Origin of the sequence: Psychrobacter sp. Sarcosine-3u-12 (assembly GCF_002836005.1) — a bacterium.
Classification (GTDB): Bacteria; Pseudomonadota; Gammaproteobacteria; order Pseudomonadales; family Moraxellaceae; genus Psychrobacter; species Psychrobacter okhotskensis.
The window spans coordinates 1-17892 of the sequence record NZ_PJBY01000078.1 but is presented as its reverse complement, the minus strand read 5'-3'; the positions used below and the strand labels follow the sequence as shown (position 1 = coordinate 17892).

14 protein-coding genes are annotated in these 17892 nt (G+C 42.7%); 6 read left to right on the top strand and 8 right to left on the bottom strand.

Annotated features, from left to right (window positions below; all coding sequences use genetic code 11):
- Positions 1–57 precede the first annotated feature (57 nt).
- A complete protein-coding gene (locus tag CXF65_RS03920) occupies positions 58–1539 on the top strand; it encodes a lytic murein transglycosylase (RefSeq protein ID WP_101211111.1) in 1482 nt (493 codons plus the stop codon).
- Between the two features lie 150 nt (positions 1540–1689).
- Here the strand turns inward: CXF65_RS03920 and CXF65_RS03915 are convergent, their stop codons facing one another.
- From CXF65_RS03915 to CXF65_RS03900, 4 genes are all read right to left on the bottom strand, one after another.
- Complete coding sequence (locus CXF65_RS03915) at positions 1690–1989, bottom strand: hypothetical protein (RefSeq protein WP_025651599.1); 300 nt, start codon at positions 1987–1989, stop codon at positions 1690–1692.
- Between the two features lie 306 nt (positions 1990–2295).
- The gene (locus CXF65_RS03910; protein ID WP_025651600.1) at positions 2296–3360 is read right to left on the bottom strand and encodes a DUF4062 domain-containing protein; all 1065 of its coding nucleotides are present in this window, start codon (positions 3358–3360) and stop codon (positions 2296–2298) included.
- 144 nt (positions 3361–3504) lie between these two features.
- A complete protein-coding gene (murI, locus tag CXF65_RS03905; RefSeq protein WP_025651601.1) occupies positions 3505–4494 on the bottom strand; it encodes a glutamate racemase in 990 nt (329 codons plus the stop codon).
- A 210-nt stretch (positions 4495–4704) separates the two neighbouring features.
- Positions 4705–5388, bottom strand: a complete 684-nt coding sequence (locus tag CXF65_RS03900; protein ID WP_025651602.1) for a DUF1285 domain-containing protein — start codon at positions 5386–5388, stop codon at positions 4705–4707.
- 725 nt (positions 5389–6113) lie between these two features.
- Here CXF65_RS03900 and CXF65_RS03895 point away from each other — a divergent pair.
- Complete coding sequence (locus tag CXF65_RS03895; protein WP_101211154.1) at positions 6114–7751, top strand: electron transfer flavoprotein-ubiquinone oxidoreductase; 1638 nt, start codon at positions 6114–6116, stop codon at positions 7749–7751.
- 103 nt (positions 7752–7854) lie between these two features.
- Here CXF65_RS03895 and CXF65_RS03890 read toward each other — a convergent pair whose 3' ends face one another.
- The gene (locus tag CXF65_RS03890) at positions 7855–9351 is read right to left on the bottom strand and encodes an alanine/glycine:cation symporter family protein (protein ID WP_025651604.1); all 1497 of its coding nucleotides are present in this window, start codon (positions 9349–9351) and stop codon (positions 7855–7857) included.
- A gap of 881 nt (positions 9352–10232) precedes the next feature.
- Between CXF65_RS03890 and CXF65_RS03885 the strand changes: the two genes are divergently transcribed.
- The 3 genes from CXF65_RS03885 (at position 10233) to CXF65_RS03875 (ending at position 13126) form a co-directional block, all read left to right on the top strand.
- Positions 10233–10493: a DUF4212 domain-containing protein gene (locus CXF65_RS03885; RefSeq protein ID WP_101211110.1), complete on the top strand. Its 261-nt coding sequence runs from the start codon at positions 10233–10235 to the stop codon at positions 10491–10493.
- A gap of 4 nt (positions 10494–10497) precedes the next feature.
- Positions 10498–12366, top strand: coding sequence for a sodium:solute symporter family protein (locus CXF65_RS03880; RefSeq protein ID WP_101211109.1), 1869 nt, complete (start codon positions 10498–10500; stop codon positions 12364–12366).
- Between the two features lie 214 nt (positions 12367–12580).
- Positions 12581–13126, top strand: coding sequence for a hypothetical protein (locus tag CXF65_RS03875; protein ID WP_101211108.1), 546 nt, complete (start codon positions 12581–12583; stop codon positions 13124–13126).
- Between the two features lie 143 nt (positions 13127–13269).
- On the opposite strand, the gene CXF65_RS03870 is transcribed toward CXF65_RS03875, so the two are convergent.
- A complete protein-coding gene (locus CXF65_RS03870; RefSeq protein ID WP_101211107.1) occupies positions 13270–13875 on the bottom strand; it encodes a rhomboid family intramembrane serine protease in 606 nt (201 codons plus the stop codon).
- Positions 13876–13916: 41 nt separating this feature from the next.
- Positions 13917–14969, bottom strand: a complete 1053-nt coding sequence (locus tag CXF65_RS03865; RefSeq protein ID WP_101211106.1) for a 5'-nucleotidase — start codon at positions 14967–14969, stop codon at positions 13917–13919.
- Between the two features lie 273 nt (positions 14970–15242).
- On the opposite strand from CXF65_RS03865, the gene CXF65_RS03860 reads away from it, so the two are divergent.
- Positions 15243–16136, top strand: a complete 894-nt coding sequence (locus CXF65_RS03860; RefSeq protein ID WP_101211105.1) for a pirin family protein — start codon at positions 15243–15245, stop codon at positions 16134–16136.
- Between the two features lie 311 nt (positions 16137–16447).
- On the opposite strand, the gene CXF65_RS03850 is transcribed toward CXF65_RS03860, so the two are convergent.
- On the bottom strand, positions 16448–17797 hold the full coding sequence (locus CXF65_RS03850; protein ID WP_101211104.1) for a hypothetical protein: 1350 nt from the start codon (positions 17795–17797) through the stop codon (positions 16448–16450).
- Between the last annotated feature and the right edge of the window lie 95 nt (positions 17798–17892).

The window sequence follows — 17892 nt, the reverse complement described above, 5'->3', positions numbered from 1 at the left end:
CTTAACCAGTTCTGCATCCTCTTTTAATGACCACTTTGACGTTTATAGGACATTTTCATGCGTTTGACTCCAGTTTCTACTTTATCGCTACTTAGCCTTGCTGTTGGTTTGAGTTTTGCTAGCACTGCCCAAGCGGCCAAACCTCCAGCCCCAGACTTATCGAATGCCGAGCTGCAACAATGTTTAGATGGATTAAAAAACTCTAGCAAATTTAGCGGAGTTGATGGTTATACCTTTAACAACTATCGCCCAAGCCAGCCTGATCCTAGCGTCATTCAATCGTTGAACTATCAACCAGAGTTTCAAAAAGACGTTTGGGATTATCTCTCATCACTGGTCGATAGCGAGCGCGTAGAAGACGGTATTCGTGCCAAGCGCCAGTGGAGTGATACGCTACGTAAAATCGAATCACGCTATGGGGTCAAAGCCGAGCACGTACTAGGCGTCTGGGGTGTTGAGTCAAACTTCGGTCAGACATTGGGCAAAAAGCCGTTGTTTGAATCCCTAGCGACGCTGTCTTGTTTTGACCGTCGTCAGAGCTACTTTCAAGGTGAATATGCCAATGCGCTAAAAATCGTTCAAAATGGCGATATTGCGCCAAATGATATGACTGGCTCATGGGCAGGTGCTTTTGGGCAAACGCAGTTTATGCCGAGCACTTTTTTAGAATTGGCCGTTGATTTTGATGGCGATGGTCGTCGCGACTTGGTTAATAGCGTCCCTGACGCGCTAGCCTCTACCGCTAACTTCTTGGACAATCGTGGTTATCGTACTGGCGAGCCGTGGGGTTACGAAGTCAAGTTGCCCAGTGGTTATTGGGCCGCCTCTGACCGAAAGAACAAAAAGTCTATCAGCCACTGGCGCGATCAAGGGCTAACGCTCGCCAATGGCAGTCCATTGCCTTACGACTTGAATAGTGCAGGATTACTATTACCTGCAGGCGCTGAAGGCCCTGCTTTCTTAGTGGGTAAAAACTTCGATACGTTTTATTCGTACAACGCGTCAGAGAACTACGCCTTAGCCATCGCGCATTTGTCAGACCTAATTACCAAAGAAGACAGCAGCAAAACTGACTTCGTCACTGCTTGGCCTACCGATGATCCGGGTATCAGTCGCCAGCAAGCCAAAGACATTCAGCAAGCGCTGTTAAATGCTGGTTATGATATTGGTGAAGTCGACGGCATTATTGGAGACAATACTCGCACTGCGATTCAGCAGTACCAAACCAGTAAGGGCATCTTCCCCGCTGATGGACGCGCAGGACAGAAATTTTACCGTTCAATCATTGGAAATGCAGGAAACATAGCTCCAAGAAGCACACAATATGGCAACCAATATGGGCAACCAGCGAACAGTCAGCCTTTACAGCCTGCCTCTGCTGATCGCATGGGACAGTTGATTCAACAACAAACGAGCAGTCCCATCACTTACTCCCCTCAGTCGTCAGTCCAACCATCAAGTTCTGGCAATACGCGTTATCGCCGCGTGACAAGTGCCGATGGTAGCGTGAAGCTCGTGCGTGTTGACGAAGGTTCATAGCACTACAGCATGTCCTCATTTTTATTACTATTTTTAAAATGAGGGCATGCGCTAAGTTTGTGATAAACCTAATTGTTATAGATCAAAAAAAGCCACGCTAATATGATTAGCGTGGCTTTTTTTGATCAAGCGATTACCTATTGAGATCATTTATACGATCGGTGGTGGATTGGGTTTGCCATTATTACCATCCCAATTTTCACGGGCTTTATCATCCAAATCCGCAGGCGTCTTCGGCTCCCATTTACCATTTTCTTTCCAGGTGTCGTCGCCCCAATCTTCGTCTTCCTGTTTTTTGTCCCAATCTTTATAGGCTTTACTAGGGTCGATGCCACGGCGCTTCATATCCGCCACTTGCTCTTCTAGCGTGTGATATTGTTCGGCATCATGCATGGTTTTCTCTAGGCCATCAATCTCTTTTCTTAACTCGTCATGTTTATCATTACTCATGATAGTGCTCCTTAATCAGTCAATATTATTATACGCTTTTATGTTTGTCGTTTTTACGGTAGATAAGTTTATATAGGCTAGTACACCATTTGAATCGTTTTTATCTCAATTATTATTTTAATAACTATTATTCTACTAACCAATATCGTAAAACCATTTTACGCTATTGACCTTTATTATCACGAGTCTTGGCTAAATTCACAACCGTTGCCGCGTATGCTTTGTATTACAAAACGTAGTAGCAAGCACAGGAAATCCGTTGACAATCCTTACCGTGCCATTGATTAGAGTTTCTGATTACCATTACTAAGTCTGAACGGTTGATTGTTTATTTTTTAGTAGGTTTTGGGCATAGAAAGTCAATTTCCACAATTCTTGTGAGACTCGCGTACCATAAGTCGTTAACTGTATCCAGTTCGCTGCGACCAGCTGGCGTTGCAAATGGTTTAAGTCATTTTGGGCAATTTGGCAGCGTGCTACGGCGTGGACGTTGGGCATCTCTTGCTTAATATCGTGCTCAGCCTTGGAGGCAATGAGACGATTAATGGCACTTTGTAAACCGTAGCTTGAGAATGTCGCCGGTATTTTCATCAAGGTGCTCAATATCTCTTGCCACGTTAAGGTCATCGATCTGGTGACATCTGTCAAGTTGCCGCCAGCATAGGCTTGCGCACTATATTGAATCACGAAAGTGTCTGTTAAGACGATAGGTTTACTGACACTATCCGTGGCAGTACCTTGGTGGACGACACGGTTATTTTGTTTTAGCAGCGTGCTCGTAGGGGATGGGGAGATTATGGATTCAGACAAGGCGGCTTGTTTGCTTAGCCGGACTGATTCTTCACTAACCCTTACCCACACGTCTTTTACGCTATGTTGAATCACCATGTTAGGGTAGGCTTGAATGAGCAGTTTCTCAATATCCGTATCCTCATCATAATGATGCAAATGCTTAGCTTGCTGAGTAACCGTATTAATAAACTCTTGCAACTGCCGACTGACATCTGCACCCTGAGGATGGTTTTTGACCAAGATGAGTAAAGGCTTGAGCTTGGCTTTGGCATTCAGATAGCTCAGATGCATTTGACTGACACCAGTGTTTTGCATGGTGCCATAGCTATCGCCAATGATCATTAGCGCATAATCACAGGCATCGATACATTGGCGACCGTATAATGAAGCTTTCGGTAACTTACTAGAGACATCGTAGGTTAAGAATGCCCGCGCCTGAAAAAAAATCGCCACACTGTTCAAAACCAACAACTGATCGTTGTCAGCGCAAATGACATGAATATGATAACGACGGTTTGGCAAAATAACCTCTGCGCTTGGATAATGACACAAATAAGTATGGGTGGAATAAAAGCACAAATATCTTGTCTTGCACAGACTAGCCTAGCATAATCCTAGGCAGATACGCTCAGTTTATTTTCTCATTAGAGGGATAGTAACTGATATAAATGCAAAATTGTGGATATAAAAGGGCTTGCCATTACCTATCAATGATGGAGCTTACTAAGCATAGTACTGTAGGTGTGTCTCTTTGCCAAGCAAACGCTGTATCAGTATAGCCAATTTTTCATCATATTTGGTTGCATAAAAAGTCAACGGTGGTCGGTTAATTATGCCCATATCCCTACTCTCTTTATGATCATCCTGAGCACCATCATTAAGCAAAGCAGAAATTTGGTTTGCCACTAATAGTTGCTTGACCCGTTCAGCAATCGCCTGTCCTGAGTCCACCACTTGTATCGATAGCTGTTGCTGTGCAATCTCATCCAATAAGAATGCTTTAAAAAATGGATAATGAGTACAGCCCAGCACCAATTGATCGACTCCGTTTTGTGCAAATATCTGTAGCTGCTGGCGTAGCCGTTGTGCGGTCTCACACTCTTCTGGCATGCCTGCCTCGACCCAAGGCACCAGCTCTGGATCAAAATACTTGGTCACTAGGGTACGGTTAGGACTAGCAATAGCCGTGATGACTTCATTAAGTAGCGTACCGTTCAAAGTTGCTTTGGTGGCCAATACCGCGACATGATTGCTTTTACTTGCTAACACGGCGGGCTTGAGCGCTGGTACCAAGCCGACAATAGGCAACTGCGGATAACAACGTCTAGCTGTCTCTAAAGCATAAGCAGATGCACTGTTGCAAGCAATCACAATGAGCTTGCAGCCCTGCTGATACAACCACTCTACGGCTGTCAAGGTCAATGCTTCGATGTCTTTGCTATCACGATTGCCATACGGTACATGCAAGGTATCTGCATAATAAACATAACGCTCGGCAGGGAGTTGCTGGGCTAAATGCAGATACACAGACAGACCACCAACCCCAGAATCAAATAAGCCAATCGGCGCATTGCGCTCTTTATTAGCCATAGTTTGGCTAACCGAAGTGGTATTTTCAGCGCTATGAATAACCGCTTGTTTAAAATCCTGCTTTTCAACGGCAGTCGACGGTGTCTCAACTACGTTTAACAGGTTGGCTGCAGCAATATTCATCGGTACGCTACCGCTGTTTTCATATCGATACCTTCATTTCAATAGCATTTTTCAAATGTTAATTTTTAAACATAATTCTTTAGACGCAATCTTTTAGACACAACCCTTGAAACTTAGCTTCTCAATAGCGCGTTTAAAACGGTATTTTTATGATAAATAAAAAACAGTCTATCGTATGGATAGACAGTTTTTATTGAGGCTTGATGCTAATTAGCCAGCTGGCATCGACAGCTCATAAGACTGGCCACCACTTTGCAAGGTCAGTATTGTCTCACCTGCTCGCTCTGTTAATTCGCCGATTTCAGTTAGATGATAAAAGGCATTACGAGCGATCAACGCAGTCAAGCCATTTCTGACTGGCATATAAGGTTTTACTTGCGTGTCAGCTTGATTATCAGCAGAGTCATCAGCTGTATAAGTCTGCAAAGTAATCGGATGCTCATCGTCTAAACGTACCACATCGCCAGTCGTCGTGGTAAACTCTAGCCAGCTATGATTAGCTTCTTTAACGATACCAACATCATTGATAAGTAACGGTGCATCTTCCACTTGGATGCGAAGTTTTTGTACAGGCGTCTTTAAAAAGTACTCTACTACCCCATTATTTTCTTCTTTCCATAAGATAGTGGCAAATAAGCTCACCAATGACTCTCTGGTCATTTGCCCGCCCTCATGCCACCATTCACCGTTGGCTTTGATGACCAAATCCATATCGGCGACTTGTTCAGGATGCCACTTTTCCAGTGGCGGTATCGACCGACCTTCACGTGTCCCTGCAGCAGACTTTAAATATTGATTCAGTGCTTCTATAGCATTTGGGTTGGATGCCACGTCCTGCGGTCTGTTAGCACTGTTTTGCGAATTATTATCCGTCTTAATATTATTATCGCTCATCATCTAATCCTTTACCTAGTAATTAAAGTTTGGAAAATCTACTATTACTATAAATTTTAGTTTCGGGTATGATGGGACCATATCGTCATTATACCTTTACTACCCAAATCTTACCTTAACACCGATACTCATAAATGCGTATCGTGTTTGTAGGACTTTTCTTTTATAATGAGTAACGATTTTTTATTGAAACAGTCAAGTGCGCGTTGTCTTAGTGACACATTTTATTAGCGGATATGTTGATCGCTTTTTATTCACTAGGTTTAACAGCAACGTTGTCAATTGATGCCGCAAAGACAGTTTCTGTCGAGCAGCCATATGTCTGAGTGAAATTAGCGCCGCAAGCCTTATTATGCAATTGTTAAGCTAATGATGCCCTGAGATAAGCCACTAAAAGTTTAGGAGTAGGTATGCAAGAGCAAGACAATCAAAAGCCAGTCGTCGACGGTGATAGCGTTCACACTGATGCACCAGTCGCGACAGATACGGCCAAGCTAGACACCACAAAGCCAGAGTCAACGACGCTGACCAAAGAAGCGCCAGCTGAAGAGATTGCTGTCGAAACCGCCGACCTCAAAAAAGCTGAGACCATTGAAACTGCGACAGAAGCAGCAGTCGAACCTGTCGCCGTGGATAAAGAGCCTGCCGAGAAAGTAGCGGTCGAAAAAACGCCTGAACCAGTAGTAGAACCTGTCGCGGCAGAGCCTGAGATTGAGCGCGAATCAATGGAATTCGACGTCATCATCGTCGGCGGCGGACCTGCGGGTCTATCTGCTGCGATTCGTCTGCGTCAGCTCGCTATCAAAGCTGGCAATGATGAATTTATGGTTTGTGTGGTTGAAAAAGGCTCTGAATTCGGTGCTCATACTTTATCTGGCGCTGTTATCGAGCCGCGTGCTTTAAATGAGCTGATACCAGACTGGAAAGAAAAAGGCGCACCGCTAAACGTGCCAGCCACCGAAGATCGCTTCTACTACTTAAATTCAGCCACACGCTCTACCAAAGTACCAGATCCTTTAATCCCAACACCGATGCACAATGACGGCAACTATATTGTCTCATTGGGAAATGTGGTTCGTTGGTTGGCCGTACAAGCCGAAGAGTTAGAAGTCATGATGTTCCCAGGCTTCCCAGCTGATGACATCTTATATAATGACGATGGTTCGGTACGCGGTATCCTGACTGGTGATATGGGTGTGGCGGCCAATGGCGAAGCCAAGCCAAGCTTTGAGCCGGGTTATGAGCTGCTTGCCAAATATACTATTTTTGCCGAAGGCAGCCGTGGTCATCTAGGCAAACGCTTAATCAGCCGTTTTGATCTTGATAAAGACTCAGATCCTCAGCATTATGGTATTGGTCTAAAAGAATTGTGGGAAGTTGTGCCAGAGAAGCACGAGCAAGGCGTGGTCATGCACGGACTTGGCTGGCCATTGACCGAAACGGGTTCTACTGGTGGTTGGTGGTTATACTTCGATGAAAACAACCAAGTAAGCTTTGGTCTTGTCGCTGATTTGTCCTATCATAACCCGTACATGTCGCCATTTGACGAGATGCAGCGCCTAAAGACGCACCCTGTCATTAAGAATGTACTCGAAGGCGGCAAGCGTATCTCTTACGGCGCTCGTGCTTTGACTAAGGGCGGTCTCAACTCCTTACCAAAATTCACCTTCCCTGGAGGTGTATTGGTCGGTGATGACGCTGGATTCTTGAACCCTGCCAAGATCAAAGGCACGCACACGTCAATGAAGTCAGGCATGCTCGCCGCCGAAGCGATTTTCGAAGCGGTACAAGCTGATCGTCAGCATGACGAAGTGATTGCTTATACGACTATGTATAAAGAGTCGTGGTTGTACCAAGATAATTACGAGTCGCGCAACTTCTCGCCTGCAATACACCGTATGGGTCTATTCATGGGTGGTGCTTTCACCTTTATCGAGCACAACTTATTGAAAGGTAAAATGCCATTTACCTTACACGATAACCTGCCAGATTACGATCAGCTAGAGCGTGCCAACCACGCTTATCAGCCTACTTACCTCAAGCCTGATGGTAAACTGATCTTTGATAAGTTATCGTCGGTATTTATCTCTAATACCAACCATGCTGAAGATCAACCAACGCACTTAAAACTTACCGATCAAACGGTGCCTATTTCAATTAACTTACCTTTATATGCTGAGCCAGCACGTTTGTACTGCCCAGCGGGTGTTTATGAAGTAGTCAAAGATGCAGAAGGCGCTAAGTTCGTTATCAATGCGCAAAACTGTGTGCATTGTAAGACCTGTGATATCAAAGATCCTTCGCAGAACATTACTTGGGTGACGCCAGAAGGTGGCGGCGGTCCTAACTATCCAAATATGTAAATCATATTTGAGATAAAGAAATCAATAAAAAACCGCTCTTAATCATAAGAGCGGTTTTTTTTACTTATACATTTTATTTAATAATCACAACCAATCTGTCAGCTTAATCCGTCCAGGCATCACGATTGGCTTCGTCTTTTAGCTTCACAAAGTCATCAGGATTAAATTTAATTTGATCGCCAGTTTTGCCCTCTTTTACTTGTCGCTCATAGTCACGCAATATTCTTAAGGCCACTGGCGATAGGATTAAAATAGCGACTAAGTTGGTCAAGGCCATAAGACCCATCGACAAATCAGCAAAGTTCCATATTGCTGGCAAACTAGCAATCGCGCCGACGAACACCATACCTAAAACCATAAAGCGGAAAATCATAATCATCACTTTGGCATTTTTGGCACCAGAGATAAATTCAAGATTAGACTCGCCATAACTATAGTTAGCAATGATAGACGTAAATGAGAAAAAGAAAATAGCAATCGCGACGAATATTACCCCCATATCGCCAACATATTGCGATAGTGCCAACTGAGTAAGCTGGATACCTTCTTGTTCGACGTTGGGGTCAACCACTCCAGACAAGATAATAATAGAGGCAGTAGCGGTACAAATAACCAAGGTATCCATAAAGACCCCGAGCATCTGCATAAATCCTTGCACTGCTGGATGATCGGGATGACTTTTGGCCGTTGCCGCCGCATTGGGTGCGGAGCCCATACCGGCTTCGTTAGAAAACAAACCGCGTTTGATACCGTTGATCATCGCCTGAGCGATACCGTAACCGATGACCCCGCCCGCTGCTTGCTCAAAGCCAAAGGCTGACTTTACAATCAAAGCAATCGCTGCTGGGAACTGACTGAAATTGGTCACGATAATGAATAGCGCTAATAAAATATATAAAATAGCCATCACTGGTACGATTTTGCCCGCGATGCGGGCTACCGAGCGCAAACCACCAAATACCACTGGCGCCACCAATACGACCAGCACCAAACCTGTCATCCACGTTGGAATGCCAAACGCTTCATTGGTCGCTTGCGCAATCGTATTGGATTGCACGCCATTAAATGCCAGACCAAATGCGACGAGTAGGCAAAGCGAGAAAAATATCGCCAGCCAGCGCTTTCCTAAACCTTTCTCGATATAGTAAGCAGGTCCACCGCGGTAAACGTTATCATTGTGCGGCACCTTATATGCTTGCGCTAAAGTCGACTCAATAAAGCTGGTCGACATACCGACTATCGCGGTCATCCACATCCAAAAAACAGCACCCGGACCACCGAGATAAATAGCAATGGCAACCCCCGCCAAGTTACCCGTACCAACACGCGCCGCAAGTGAGGTCATCAAAGCCTCAAACGAGCTGATGCCGCCATCTTTACGCCCTTGGTTTGAGACGCGTAATAGCTGCCACATGTGACCAAAGTGGCGAAATTGGATAAAGCGGGTGACGATGGTAAAATAAATACCTGCGCCAATCAGTACGAACATGAGCAATCCGTACCAAGGATTACTCGCGATCAACCAATCATTGTTACCCCAGATAATACTAACGCCATAATTGACGATACTATTGAACCAATTTGCTATGCCTTCGTTCATACGAGCTCCTCATTTACGCTTTGTATAACCTACTTTTTTAGATACTGATAACAGGGTTTAATCAGTAAAAATCTTGATTTATTGGTATTCAATACTTGCTATCAAAACGCTACGGGCATTCTATAGAGATTAAATGCCCTACAATCATCACATTTGGTTATCAACTTAGTAACTTTATTTTTAAAATAAATGTTACTTGCCACTCATATCCTATAGAATGTATAAAGTAACAAATTCACAGCACAATTTAGACAGTTGTAGTAGTATTTCAGTAACGTTTATAATTTATGTATATCGTGTCAGAATAAGTGTTTCGTCGCATTGATTGACCATACGTTTAACGATTGAAATTTTCTTATCAATTTTTTTATTACTGATACCTTGAATGGTATAGACATTCCGATAAAGTTAATATTTACTTATTGGCATGAGTAATTAGCGTTCTACAAACCTTAAGATGCTTGTCAGGAAGATAAGAGCTTCAAGAACAATGGATTGTTATGCCCCATCTACCTTCCTCGAAATATATCGTTCTTCCTGCCTGTCAGATTTAATTAATACTGCTATTTATTTTAAATAATTAAATTTTAAGCAATCCATCATATTTTAGGTATTACCCACTTTTTGAGGGTAATGAGCAGTGAATAGTTATTTTTTATGATGTTTTCAGTCGAAAAATAGTCCAAAACTCGCTTATTTTGTTGGTGATTTTAGTTAATGACGCTGATTTGTCGTTTCCGTTCTGCTTTGATCGTTTGTCAGGCAATGCTGGTCATTGCTATAAACGTCGTATCGCTTTTAGTGATACTTGCTAGACCATAACGGCTTATCACGCTTAAACCAATAATTCCGCTTTTATGCAAGACAAAAGGAGTTGTCCTATGGAAAAACACAACGATCCATCCGGTTATTGGCGTGCCAATGTCCGTCTCATCCTAGGTAGCCTAGCCATTTGGGCACTAGTTTCTTATGGTTTTGCTATTCTTTTGCGTCCTCTGTTAGCAGGCATTAGAATCGGCGGTACTGATCTAGGTTTCTGGTTTGCTCAGCAAGGTTCTATTGCAGTCTTCATCATCTTGATCTTTTTTTACGCGTGGCGTATGAACAAGTTAGATAAACAATATGGCGTAGACGAGGAATAGCACTATGAGTCAATTTACAATTAATATTATTTTTGTGGGTCTGTCCTTCGCTCTCTACTTCGGTATTGCGATTTGGGCGCGTGCTGGTACGACCAGCGAATTCTATGTGGCTGGTGGCGGTGTGCATCCGGTCGTGAACGGTATGGCAACGGCTGCTGACTGGATGAGTGCGGCGTCATTTATCTCGATGGCCGGTATCCTTGCCGCTGGTGGTTATGGTGCCTCGACGTATTTAATGGGTTGGACAGGTGGCTATGTACTGCTAGCGATGCTCCTAGCGCCATACTTACGTAAGTTCGGTAAATTTACGGTTCCTGACTTTATCGGCGACCGTTTTTATTCTAAGACAGCGGCTATGATTGCCGTGGTTTGTTTGATTATCGCCTCGACTACTTATGTTATCGGTCAGATGACTGGTGCTGGCGTTGCTTTCTCACGCTTCTTAGAAGTTGAAAACACCACTGGCCTACTGATTGCTGCGGTCGTTGTCTTCTTCTACGCTGTACTTGGTGGCATGAAGGGGATCACTTATACGCAGGTTGCGCAGTATGTCGTTCTTATGATTGCTTATACCATTCCTGCGGTCTTTATCTCACTTGAGTTAACAGGCAATCCAATTCCCGGTCTTGGTTTATTCTCTAACTATACTGAAGCAGGTATTCCTTTATTAACCAAACTCGATCAAGTAGTCACTGATTTAGGCTTTGCAGCTTATACAGCTGACGTTCCTAACAAGCTAAATATGGTGCTGTTTACCTTATCGCTTATGATTGGTACTGCGGGTCTGCCCCACGTTATCATTCGCTTTTTCACGGTTCCTAAAGTCGCTGACGCACGTTGGACAGCGGGTTGGACCCTTGTATTTATCTCATTACTATACTTTACCGCCCCTGCAGTGGGTGCAATGGCGCGTCTCAACTTGATCGATACGATCTATCCACAAGGTGTGGAAGAGCCTGCGCTTACTTATGAGCAGCGTCCAGATTGGATGAGAACATGGGAAGATACTGGTCTTATTAAATATAACGACCTAAATAACGATGGTCGTATTCAGTTATATAACGACAGTGGATTGGGTGCGGCTCAGCTAGCACTCAACACGGCTGAAGCAGAAGGCGGAGATGTTGCAGCTGCCACTGCTGCTGTAGCAGAAGCTCGCACAGCACATGATCTAGAAGTCGATGGCCGCTTTGCCAATGCAGGTTGGGCAGGTAACGAGCTAGACGTCAACGCCGATATCTTAGTATTGGCTAACCCAGAAATCGCTCAACTGCCACCATGGGTTATCGGTCTTATCGCTGCAGGTGGTTTGGCAGCAGCACTATCAACAGCCGCTGGTCTACTACTTGCCATCTCATCAGCCATCAGTCATGACTTGATTAAAAGAAACCTTAATCCAAACATCACTGATAAGGGTGAGCTACGTGTCGCCCGTATCACAATGGGTGTCGCGATTGTCGTGGCTACTTGGCTGGGTATTAATCCACCAGGGTTTGCCGCACAGGTGGTCGCCTTAGCCTTTGGTATTGCAGGTGCTTCACTGTTCCCAGCATTGATGATGGGTATTTTCTCTAAGCGTATTAACAACCTTGGCGCTATCGCCGGTATGTTGACAGGTCTGATTAGTATCTTGGTTTATATCTTTGTTTTCAAAGGCTGGTTCTTCATCAGTGGTACGGCTAACTTCCCTGATACGGAAGAATACTGGTTGTTTGGTATCTCGCCATTATCATTTGGTGCGATTGGTGCCTTGCTCAACTTTATCGTTGCGTTCATTGTATCTTACGCGACTAAAGCACCACCATTACATATCCAAGAATTGGTTGAAAGCGTTCGTTCTCCACGCGGAGCTGGCGGCGCAGTGGACCACTAAGCTCTGGTATGTAGTATGGTATCCTTTATGCATATCACTCACAGGCGGCCGCTGCTTGTGAGTGTTTTTTTATCTATATAGCGTAATAGAAATTATTTGATAACAGTCGTTTAGTGACAGTTAATCTATAAAAAGCCGCTTTATAAGAACGACATGATAAAAATTTACTATTTTATGATTGGCCTATACGCGCCATGTATTAAGGAAAAGTCTTATGCTTTATGAGTTTATCGCCACCATGGCTGCCGGATTTGGTTTGGCTGGGTTGGCACTTGTTATAACTCACCTCAGCAAATTGGCGGGCAAAAAAGCACCAAAATGGCTGATTCCAGCCTTTGCTGCTCTTGGTATTTTTGGGTTTCAGGTACATCAAGAATATAACTGGTATGATCAGCAAGTCGCTCAATTACCAGAAGGGATGACCGTGGTCAAAAAGATTGAAGAGAGTGTGTGGTTTCGACCATGGTCGTATGTAAAACCACAGACAATACGCTTTATGGCAGCCGATAGCGGTCACGCACGGCCGCAAGTAGACAATCCAGATATCTATCTAACCAATCTATATCTGTTTGAAAGACGCATGAGTGTCAAGCAAGTTGCGCAGGTAATTGACTGCAGCACACCAGCCCGTGCCGATTATATTATGCCAGCGAAAGACAGTACTTTGACGGTTGATGAGCACGTTAATAGCTCAACCAAATGGCAGCCCTTAGCAACAGATGATCCCCTATTCATCAGTATTTGTAACAATAAAAGCTAGAGACTGTCCTCAATCTGAATAAAATTGACTAAATGGGCTAAAAATGGCCAAATATTCAGATAAAGATAAGTTTACAAAACCACTAGATAATCCGTAAAACGCCTCGCAGTTAGTAGTGTCTATCAATGAATAACATTGAGCAATTAATAACGCTGAACAGTGGCAGTATACTGATGTTTTGAGTTTGCCCCGAGCAATAAACCAGCACATAGACCACCGAAATGTGCCGCAAAGGAGATACCTTGCTGCGGCATTAATCCTTGTTTGATAGTCAACCAGTAGCCCGTGCCCATGACAATGCAGGCCAATAGATAGCCCCAACGCCTTGCGAAGACAGCGCCACCTATCATATAACCAAGCATCGCAAAACATAGTCCTGATGCCCCGATATGAATCGATAGCGGCGAGCCAATGATCCACGTTACCAATCCAGAGGCTATAATAAGCTTAACCACTGTACGATACGCGTTGTTTTCAAACAGCCCAAATAAAAACAGAATTTGTAATAATGTCAAAGTATTGCCAAGCAAATGTGAAAAATTACCATGCATCGTCCATGAAGCAAAAATCCCTATCATGCTGCCGAGATCAAGGGCTCGCGGTACGATACCAAAGATATTCCACAGCCCGAACAGCGCAAACTTGTTAAGAAAAAACATCCCCCACATTGGCACTAAAACAAAAGCATATAAGCCAATAACTTGCTTGATTCGTACTAATATCAACGTGAGTAATTGCCGCCACTTCATATAATCTTTTATCCTATTCATTTCATTTTATTAAACAGACCTTAATGGTTCACTGAAAACAGTGGTTGCTGTATCGGTTTAAATGATAATAATGAAGCATCTTTGTCCGCTGTTAAATAACTATTGGCATGCAGTAACGAGGTCGAATGATAAGGCACTAAGGCGGTAGGAACAAAACTGCGCGCGGCATCGATATGTTTGACCGAATCATCAAAGAAAATATGCGGTGCAAAGGTCTTTAATACCGCTGTTTTTTCAAGCCCACCCAAGAAAAACGCCATATCCACATTGACGCCCCACTCTCGTAGCGTCTTGATAGCCCGCAGATCCGCGGGGGCGTTGCGAGCCGTCACCAACGCAATCTTAATCGGTGAATATTGCAGACCAGCAGGCAAACGTTCCTGTAAGTTTGATAGCTTAATCAATAGCTCGGCATAAGGTCCTTTTTCAATCGGTAAGTCACGCATTTGGGCTTCACGATCATGAAAAGCACGCAATCCTTTTTGCTTATATAATAGCTCGCCTGAATCATCAAAAAGCACAGCATCACCATCAAAAGCGATACGCAGCTGTTTGGTATCCAATTTATAAGTATTGACAGGCGTCGCATCGAGTATCGCACAGGCACAAATATTGGCATCAGCAACTTGCTGCGCATCCTCACGATTGGTGGTCAAAAATAAATCAACATTGAAGTCTTTGATATAAGGCGAGACAGGACTGCCCGATATAAATGCCGATCGAGAAATATTGAGTCCATGTTCTCGAATGGCATTAAGTACTTGAATGCCCGTATCTGGACTGCTCTTTGAGACAATCACCACTTCGACCAAAGGCGCTTCAATATCAGGGAGCTGTACAGTATCGTCTTCACAATAATGATTCAAATTTAGTAGGGCTTTAATCAGCGGATAACCCGCGCCAATATCCAATGGCTCGTTCTCACGAGCGGCCATATAGTCGCGAAACTCTTTTATAGCGCTTTCAGGACGTTGCTCCAACAGTTGTAATAAATAATTTTCTGATTCTGCTAAATCAAACAAGGCGGTTGCAGAAATAGCCACTATCAATGTGTTACTAAAATCGACTGCCATATTATCCGTTCTCTATTCTAAGCATGGTATTGGTTAATGCTCATCAGTTTAGCAATTAAACCTCAGTAGGTAAGTAAGATTTTTATTATTGGCTACTCTTTAATAGTAATCCCTCTTGTACTGATAATTGATTAAATAATACTTAATTATCATTAATACTTATTAATATAAACTACATAATACTATTGAAATATATCCCCTTGGCCTCAAATAAATAGCTAAGAGTAATAAATCAATGCTCACCAACAGATATTAAAAAATCAGGAAAGAATAATGAATAATACTGTAGCGAATAGCAAAAAAGATACTGTGACCCAATCGCGTCAAATCGAGCAGCTTTTTGCTGGGGTCGATACCCAAGACGGCGCTGGCGTTAAATTAACTCGTGTACTGACGCAGCAGCTGCAACAGCGCCTCGATCCGTACTTGATGCTAGATAACTTCAAAAGCGACAATCCCGATGATTATGTCGCAGGGTTCCCCAATCACCCGCATCGCGGCTTTGAAACCATTACTTATATGATTACAGGCCGTATGCGTCATCGTGATAGCGCGGGTAATGAAGGGCTATTACAGAACGGCGGCGTGCAGTGGATGACAGCGGCGAGCGGTGTTATTCATTCAGAGCTACCGGAACAAGAAGACGGCGCGATGGAAGGCTTTCAGCTGTGGCTTAATCTACCTGCCAAAGATAAAATGAATGACCCTTGGTATAAAGACTTCCAAAGTGAGGACTTGCCTAAATACACAACTGAAGATGGCGTAGACGTTACGGTAATCGCAGGTACATCGCATCGCGTAGAAGGTGCAGTCACCCGCGACATTACTGAGCCGACGTATTTGGATATCCGTTTACCAGCAGGAACGAGCTTTAGCCAAGCCATTCCAGCCGATCACAATGCGTTTGCCTTTGTCTATCGCGGTACGGTAGACATTGAAGGCGAAATCGTACCGAGTAAAAACATGGCTATCTTAAAAAATGATAAAGATGCCGATGGTGTTACAATCACAGCCGATAGTAGTGAGGATACCAAAGTGATCTTAATCACGGGTCGCCCACTACGCGAGCCGATTGTACAATACGGTCCGTTTGTCATGAACAGTCAGCAAGAAATCATGCAAGCGGTCACTGATTTCCAAAGTGGTAAGTTTGGTGAAGGGGCTTAATGATTAGCCTAGTTTGTTGAATGCTTTATGGCATATAAAAGCCCGTATTAGTTCTCTAATATGGGCTTTTTGATGTGTAAAAAGTAATTTAATCTTTACTCTGATTTTAGGTATACACAAGTTATGATTTCATTGTTTGATTCTAGATGCACAGCTTGGTTGCGCATATCGTTTTGGTAGGTTACTTTTGAGGTGTTTATGGATGCTCTTATCTAAGTAATACATATTACATAGTGAAATATTTTTTGGCGCTAATTAATAAATTTTAATATAAATAGCAGTTAATTTATAGAGATAAACTTACACTATAGCTAGTTACAAGCCTCAGCAAATCGTTCAGTCCAAAGCTGACCTGTGACAAGCTCATTATAAATCTGCTCTATATCTCCTAAGTCAAGTGAGTTTTCATCCCTTGGAAAAAAATGAGCTTGATTAGAGTCTCCTAGAAGAGCACGTGGAAGACTTAAAAGATGGAAATCTAATCTAATTTTATTCCAATCAGTTAAACTATAGTTCTTTTGACCCGCTTTGGCAATTTTAGAAATACTTGAAATTTTAGAAGTAGCTGCTGCATGTGAATATTCTAAGAACTCTTTTTCCGATTCTGCTTTTAGATGTTCATAACTAACACCTAATCTATTATAAGCTCCAAGGATCAGAGAAAACATACTATCTAAGTTTTCTAATTTACCTTTCGGCATTGCCTTACAAACAAGATAATAGAGAATACCACAATCTAAGTAATCTAAGCCTAGCTTTATCTTTGTTATCCATGGAAGTGAACTAAATAAACTTCCAAAATTAAACTCTTCAACTATTTGTAAATAAATACTCGATGGTGTATTCAAAACCATACGACAGAGAAGTGCAGACGCTTGATAAGTCAAGTGAATATCTGGCTCACTATATTGATTTGCCATCAAATGAGCACAAACAGAATATTCTGTAATTTCTCTATTATAAATATAATCAAAAATTTTTTTATTATACCGTTTAGCTTCAATTGTTTTAGAAGGTTCAGATGATAACTGAATTAGTTGAATAGTTTTATCAATTTCCTGAGCCATAGCAGTACATTCTAGTAAAGAAATCGTAGATATCGGTGAACGTACTAAGAGTTCAGAATCTTCATTCAAAAACCTTATAAACATTATAGGGTGATTACTAGTTTGACCTGAACTGAGAAACCTATTACCCATTGTTTCTTGGTATAGCCACGGTCTAACATTATCTATAGCTTCCGTCTTTTCAGTAAAATATTCTGGTAAACGAAGAAACTTTAATAAGTCATAGAACCTTTTCGCATAGTGAAAATCCTTTTCAATTCCTCCATAATTGAGATTATCAGCTTCATATGCTTTTGCCATCATACTTAAATACTTTGCTCCCCAAACTGTAGAGGTACAGTCAAAAAAATGTGTATACTCATGGACGACTAATGGCTGTATTTTTGATAACGTTTTATAAGCTTCGTAACTTAGAGGTTTTTTCTCTAGGTTAAGAGCATGCAAATGCTTTATCATTTCCTCTAAATCTTCTTTACTAAGAGATTCAAGACAAACAAGTGTAGTATTAAAATCATAACTGCCTAAAACACTATTCTTTCCTGTCGAAAGAACTCTAGGGTGAGACTGTGTAGAATTAATTCTTTTTATTTTCATAGTTCTAACTCTAATTAAAATAAAATATTCATTAAAAATATCATAAATAAAGACAAAGAAAAGCCCCTTAACAATTAAGTTAAGGGGCTAATCAG

Excerpts from the sequence above, each read along its gene's own strand:
- CXF65_RS03920 (WP_101211111.1), top strand. The coding sequence starts at position 58 with ATGCGTTTGACTCCAGTTTCTACTTTATCGCTACTTAGCCTTGCTGTT.
- CXF65_RS03915 (WP_025651599.1), bottom strand. The coding sequence starts at position 1,989 with ATGAGTAATGATAAACATGACGAGTTAAGAAAAGAGATTGATGGCCTA.
- murI (WP_025651601.1), bottom strand. The coding sequence starts at position 4,494 with ATGAATATTGCTGCAGCCAACCTGTTAAACGTAGTTGAGACACCGTCG.
- CXF65_RS03900 (WP_025651602.1), bottom strand. The coding sequence starts at position 5,388 with ATGAGCGATAATAATATTAAGACGGATAATAATTCGCAAAACAGTGCT.
- CXF65_RS03895 (WP_101211154.1), top strand. The coding sequence starts at position 6,114 with ATGGAATTCGACGTCATCATCGTCGGCGGCGGACCTGCGGGTCTATCT.
- CXF65_RS03890 (WP_025651604.1), bottom strand. The coding sequence starts at position 9,351 with ATGAACGAAGGCATAGCAAATTGGTTCAATAGTATCGTCAATTATGGC.
- CXF65_RS03885 (WP_101211110.1), top strand. The coding sequence starts at position 10,233 with ATGGAAAAACACAACGATCCATCCGGTTATTGGCGTGCCAATGTCCGT.
- CXF65_RS03880 (WP_101211109.1), top strand. The coding sequence starts at position 10,498 with ATGAGTCAATTTACAATTAATATTATTTTTGTGGGTCTGTCCTTCGCT.
- CXF65_RS03875 (WP_101211108.1), top strand. The coding sequence starts at position 12,581 with ATGCTTTATGAGTTTATCGCCACCATGGCTGCCGGATTTGGTTTGGCT.
- CXF65_RS03870 (WP_101211107.1), bottom strand. The coding sequence starts at position 13,875 with ATGAAGTGGCGGCAATTACTCACGTTGATATTAGTACGAATCAAGCAA.
- CXF65_RS03865 (WP_101211106.1), bottom strand. The coding sequence starts at position 14,969 with ATGGCAGTCGATTTTAGTAACACATTGATAGTGGCTATTTCTGCAACC.
- CXF65_RS03860 (WP_101211105.1), top strand. The coding sequence starts at position 15,243 with ATGAATAATACTGTAGCGAATAGCAAAAAAGATACTGTGACCCAATCG.
- CXF65_RS03850 (WP_101211104.1), bottom strand. The coding sequence starts at position 17,797 with ATGAAAATAAAAAGAATTAATTCTACACAGTCTCACCCTAGAGTTCTT.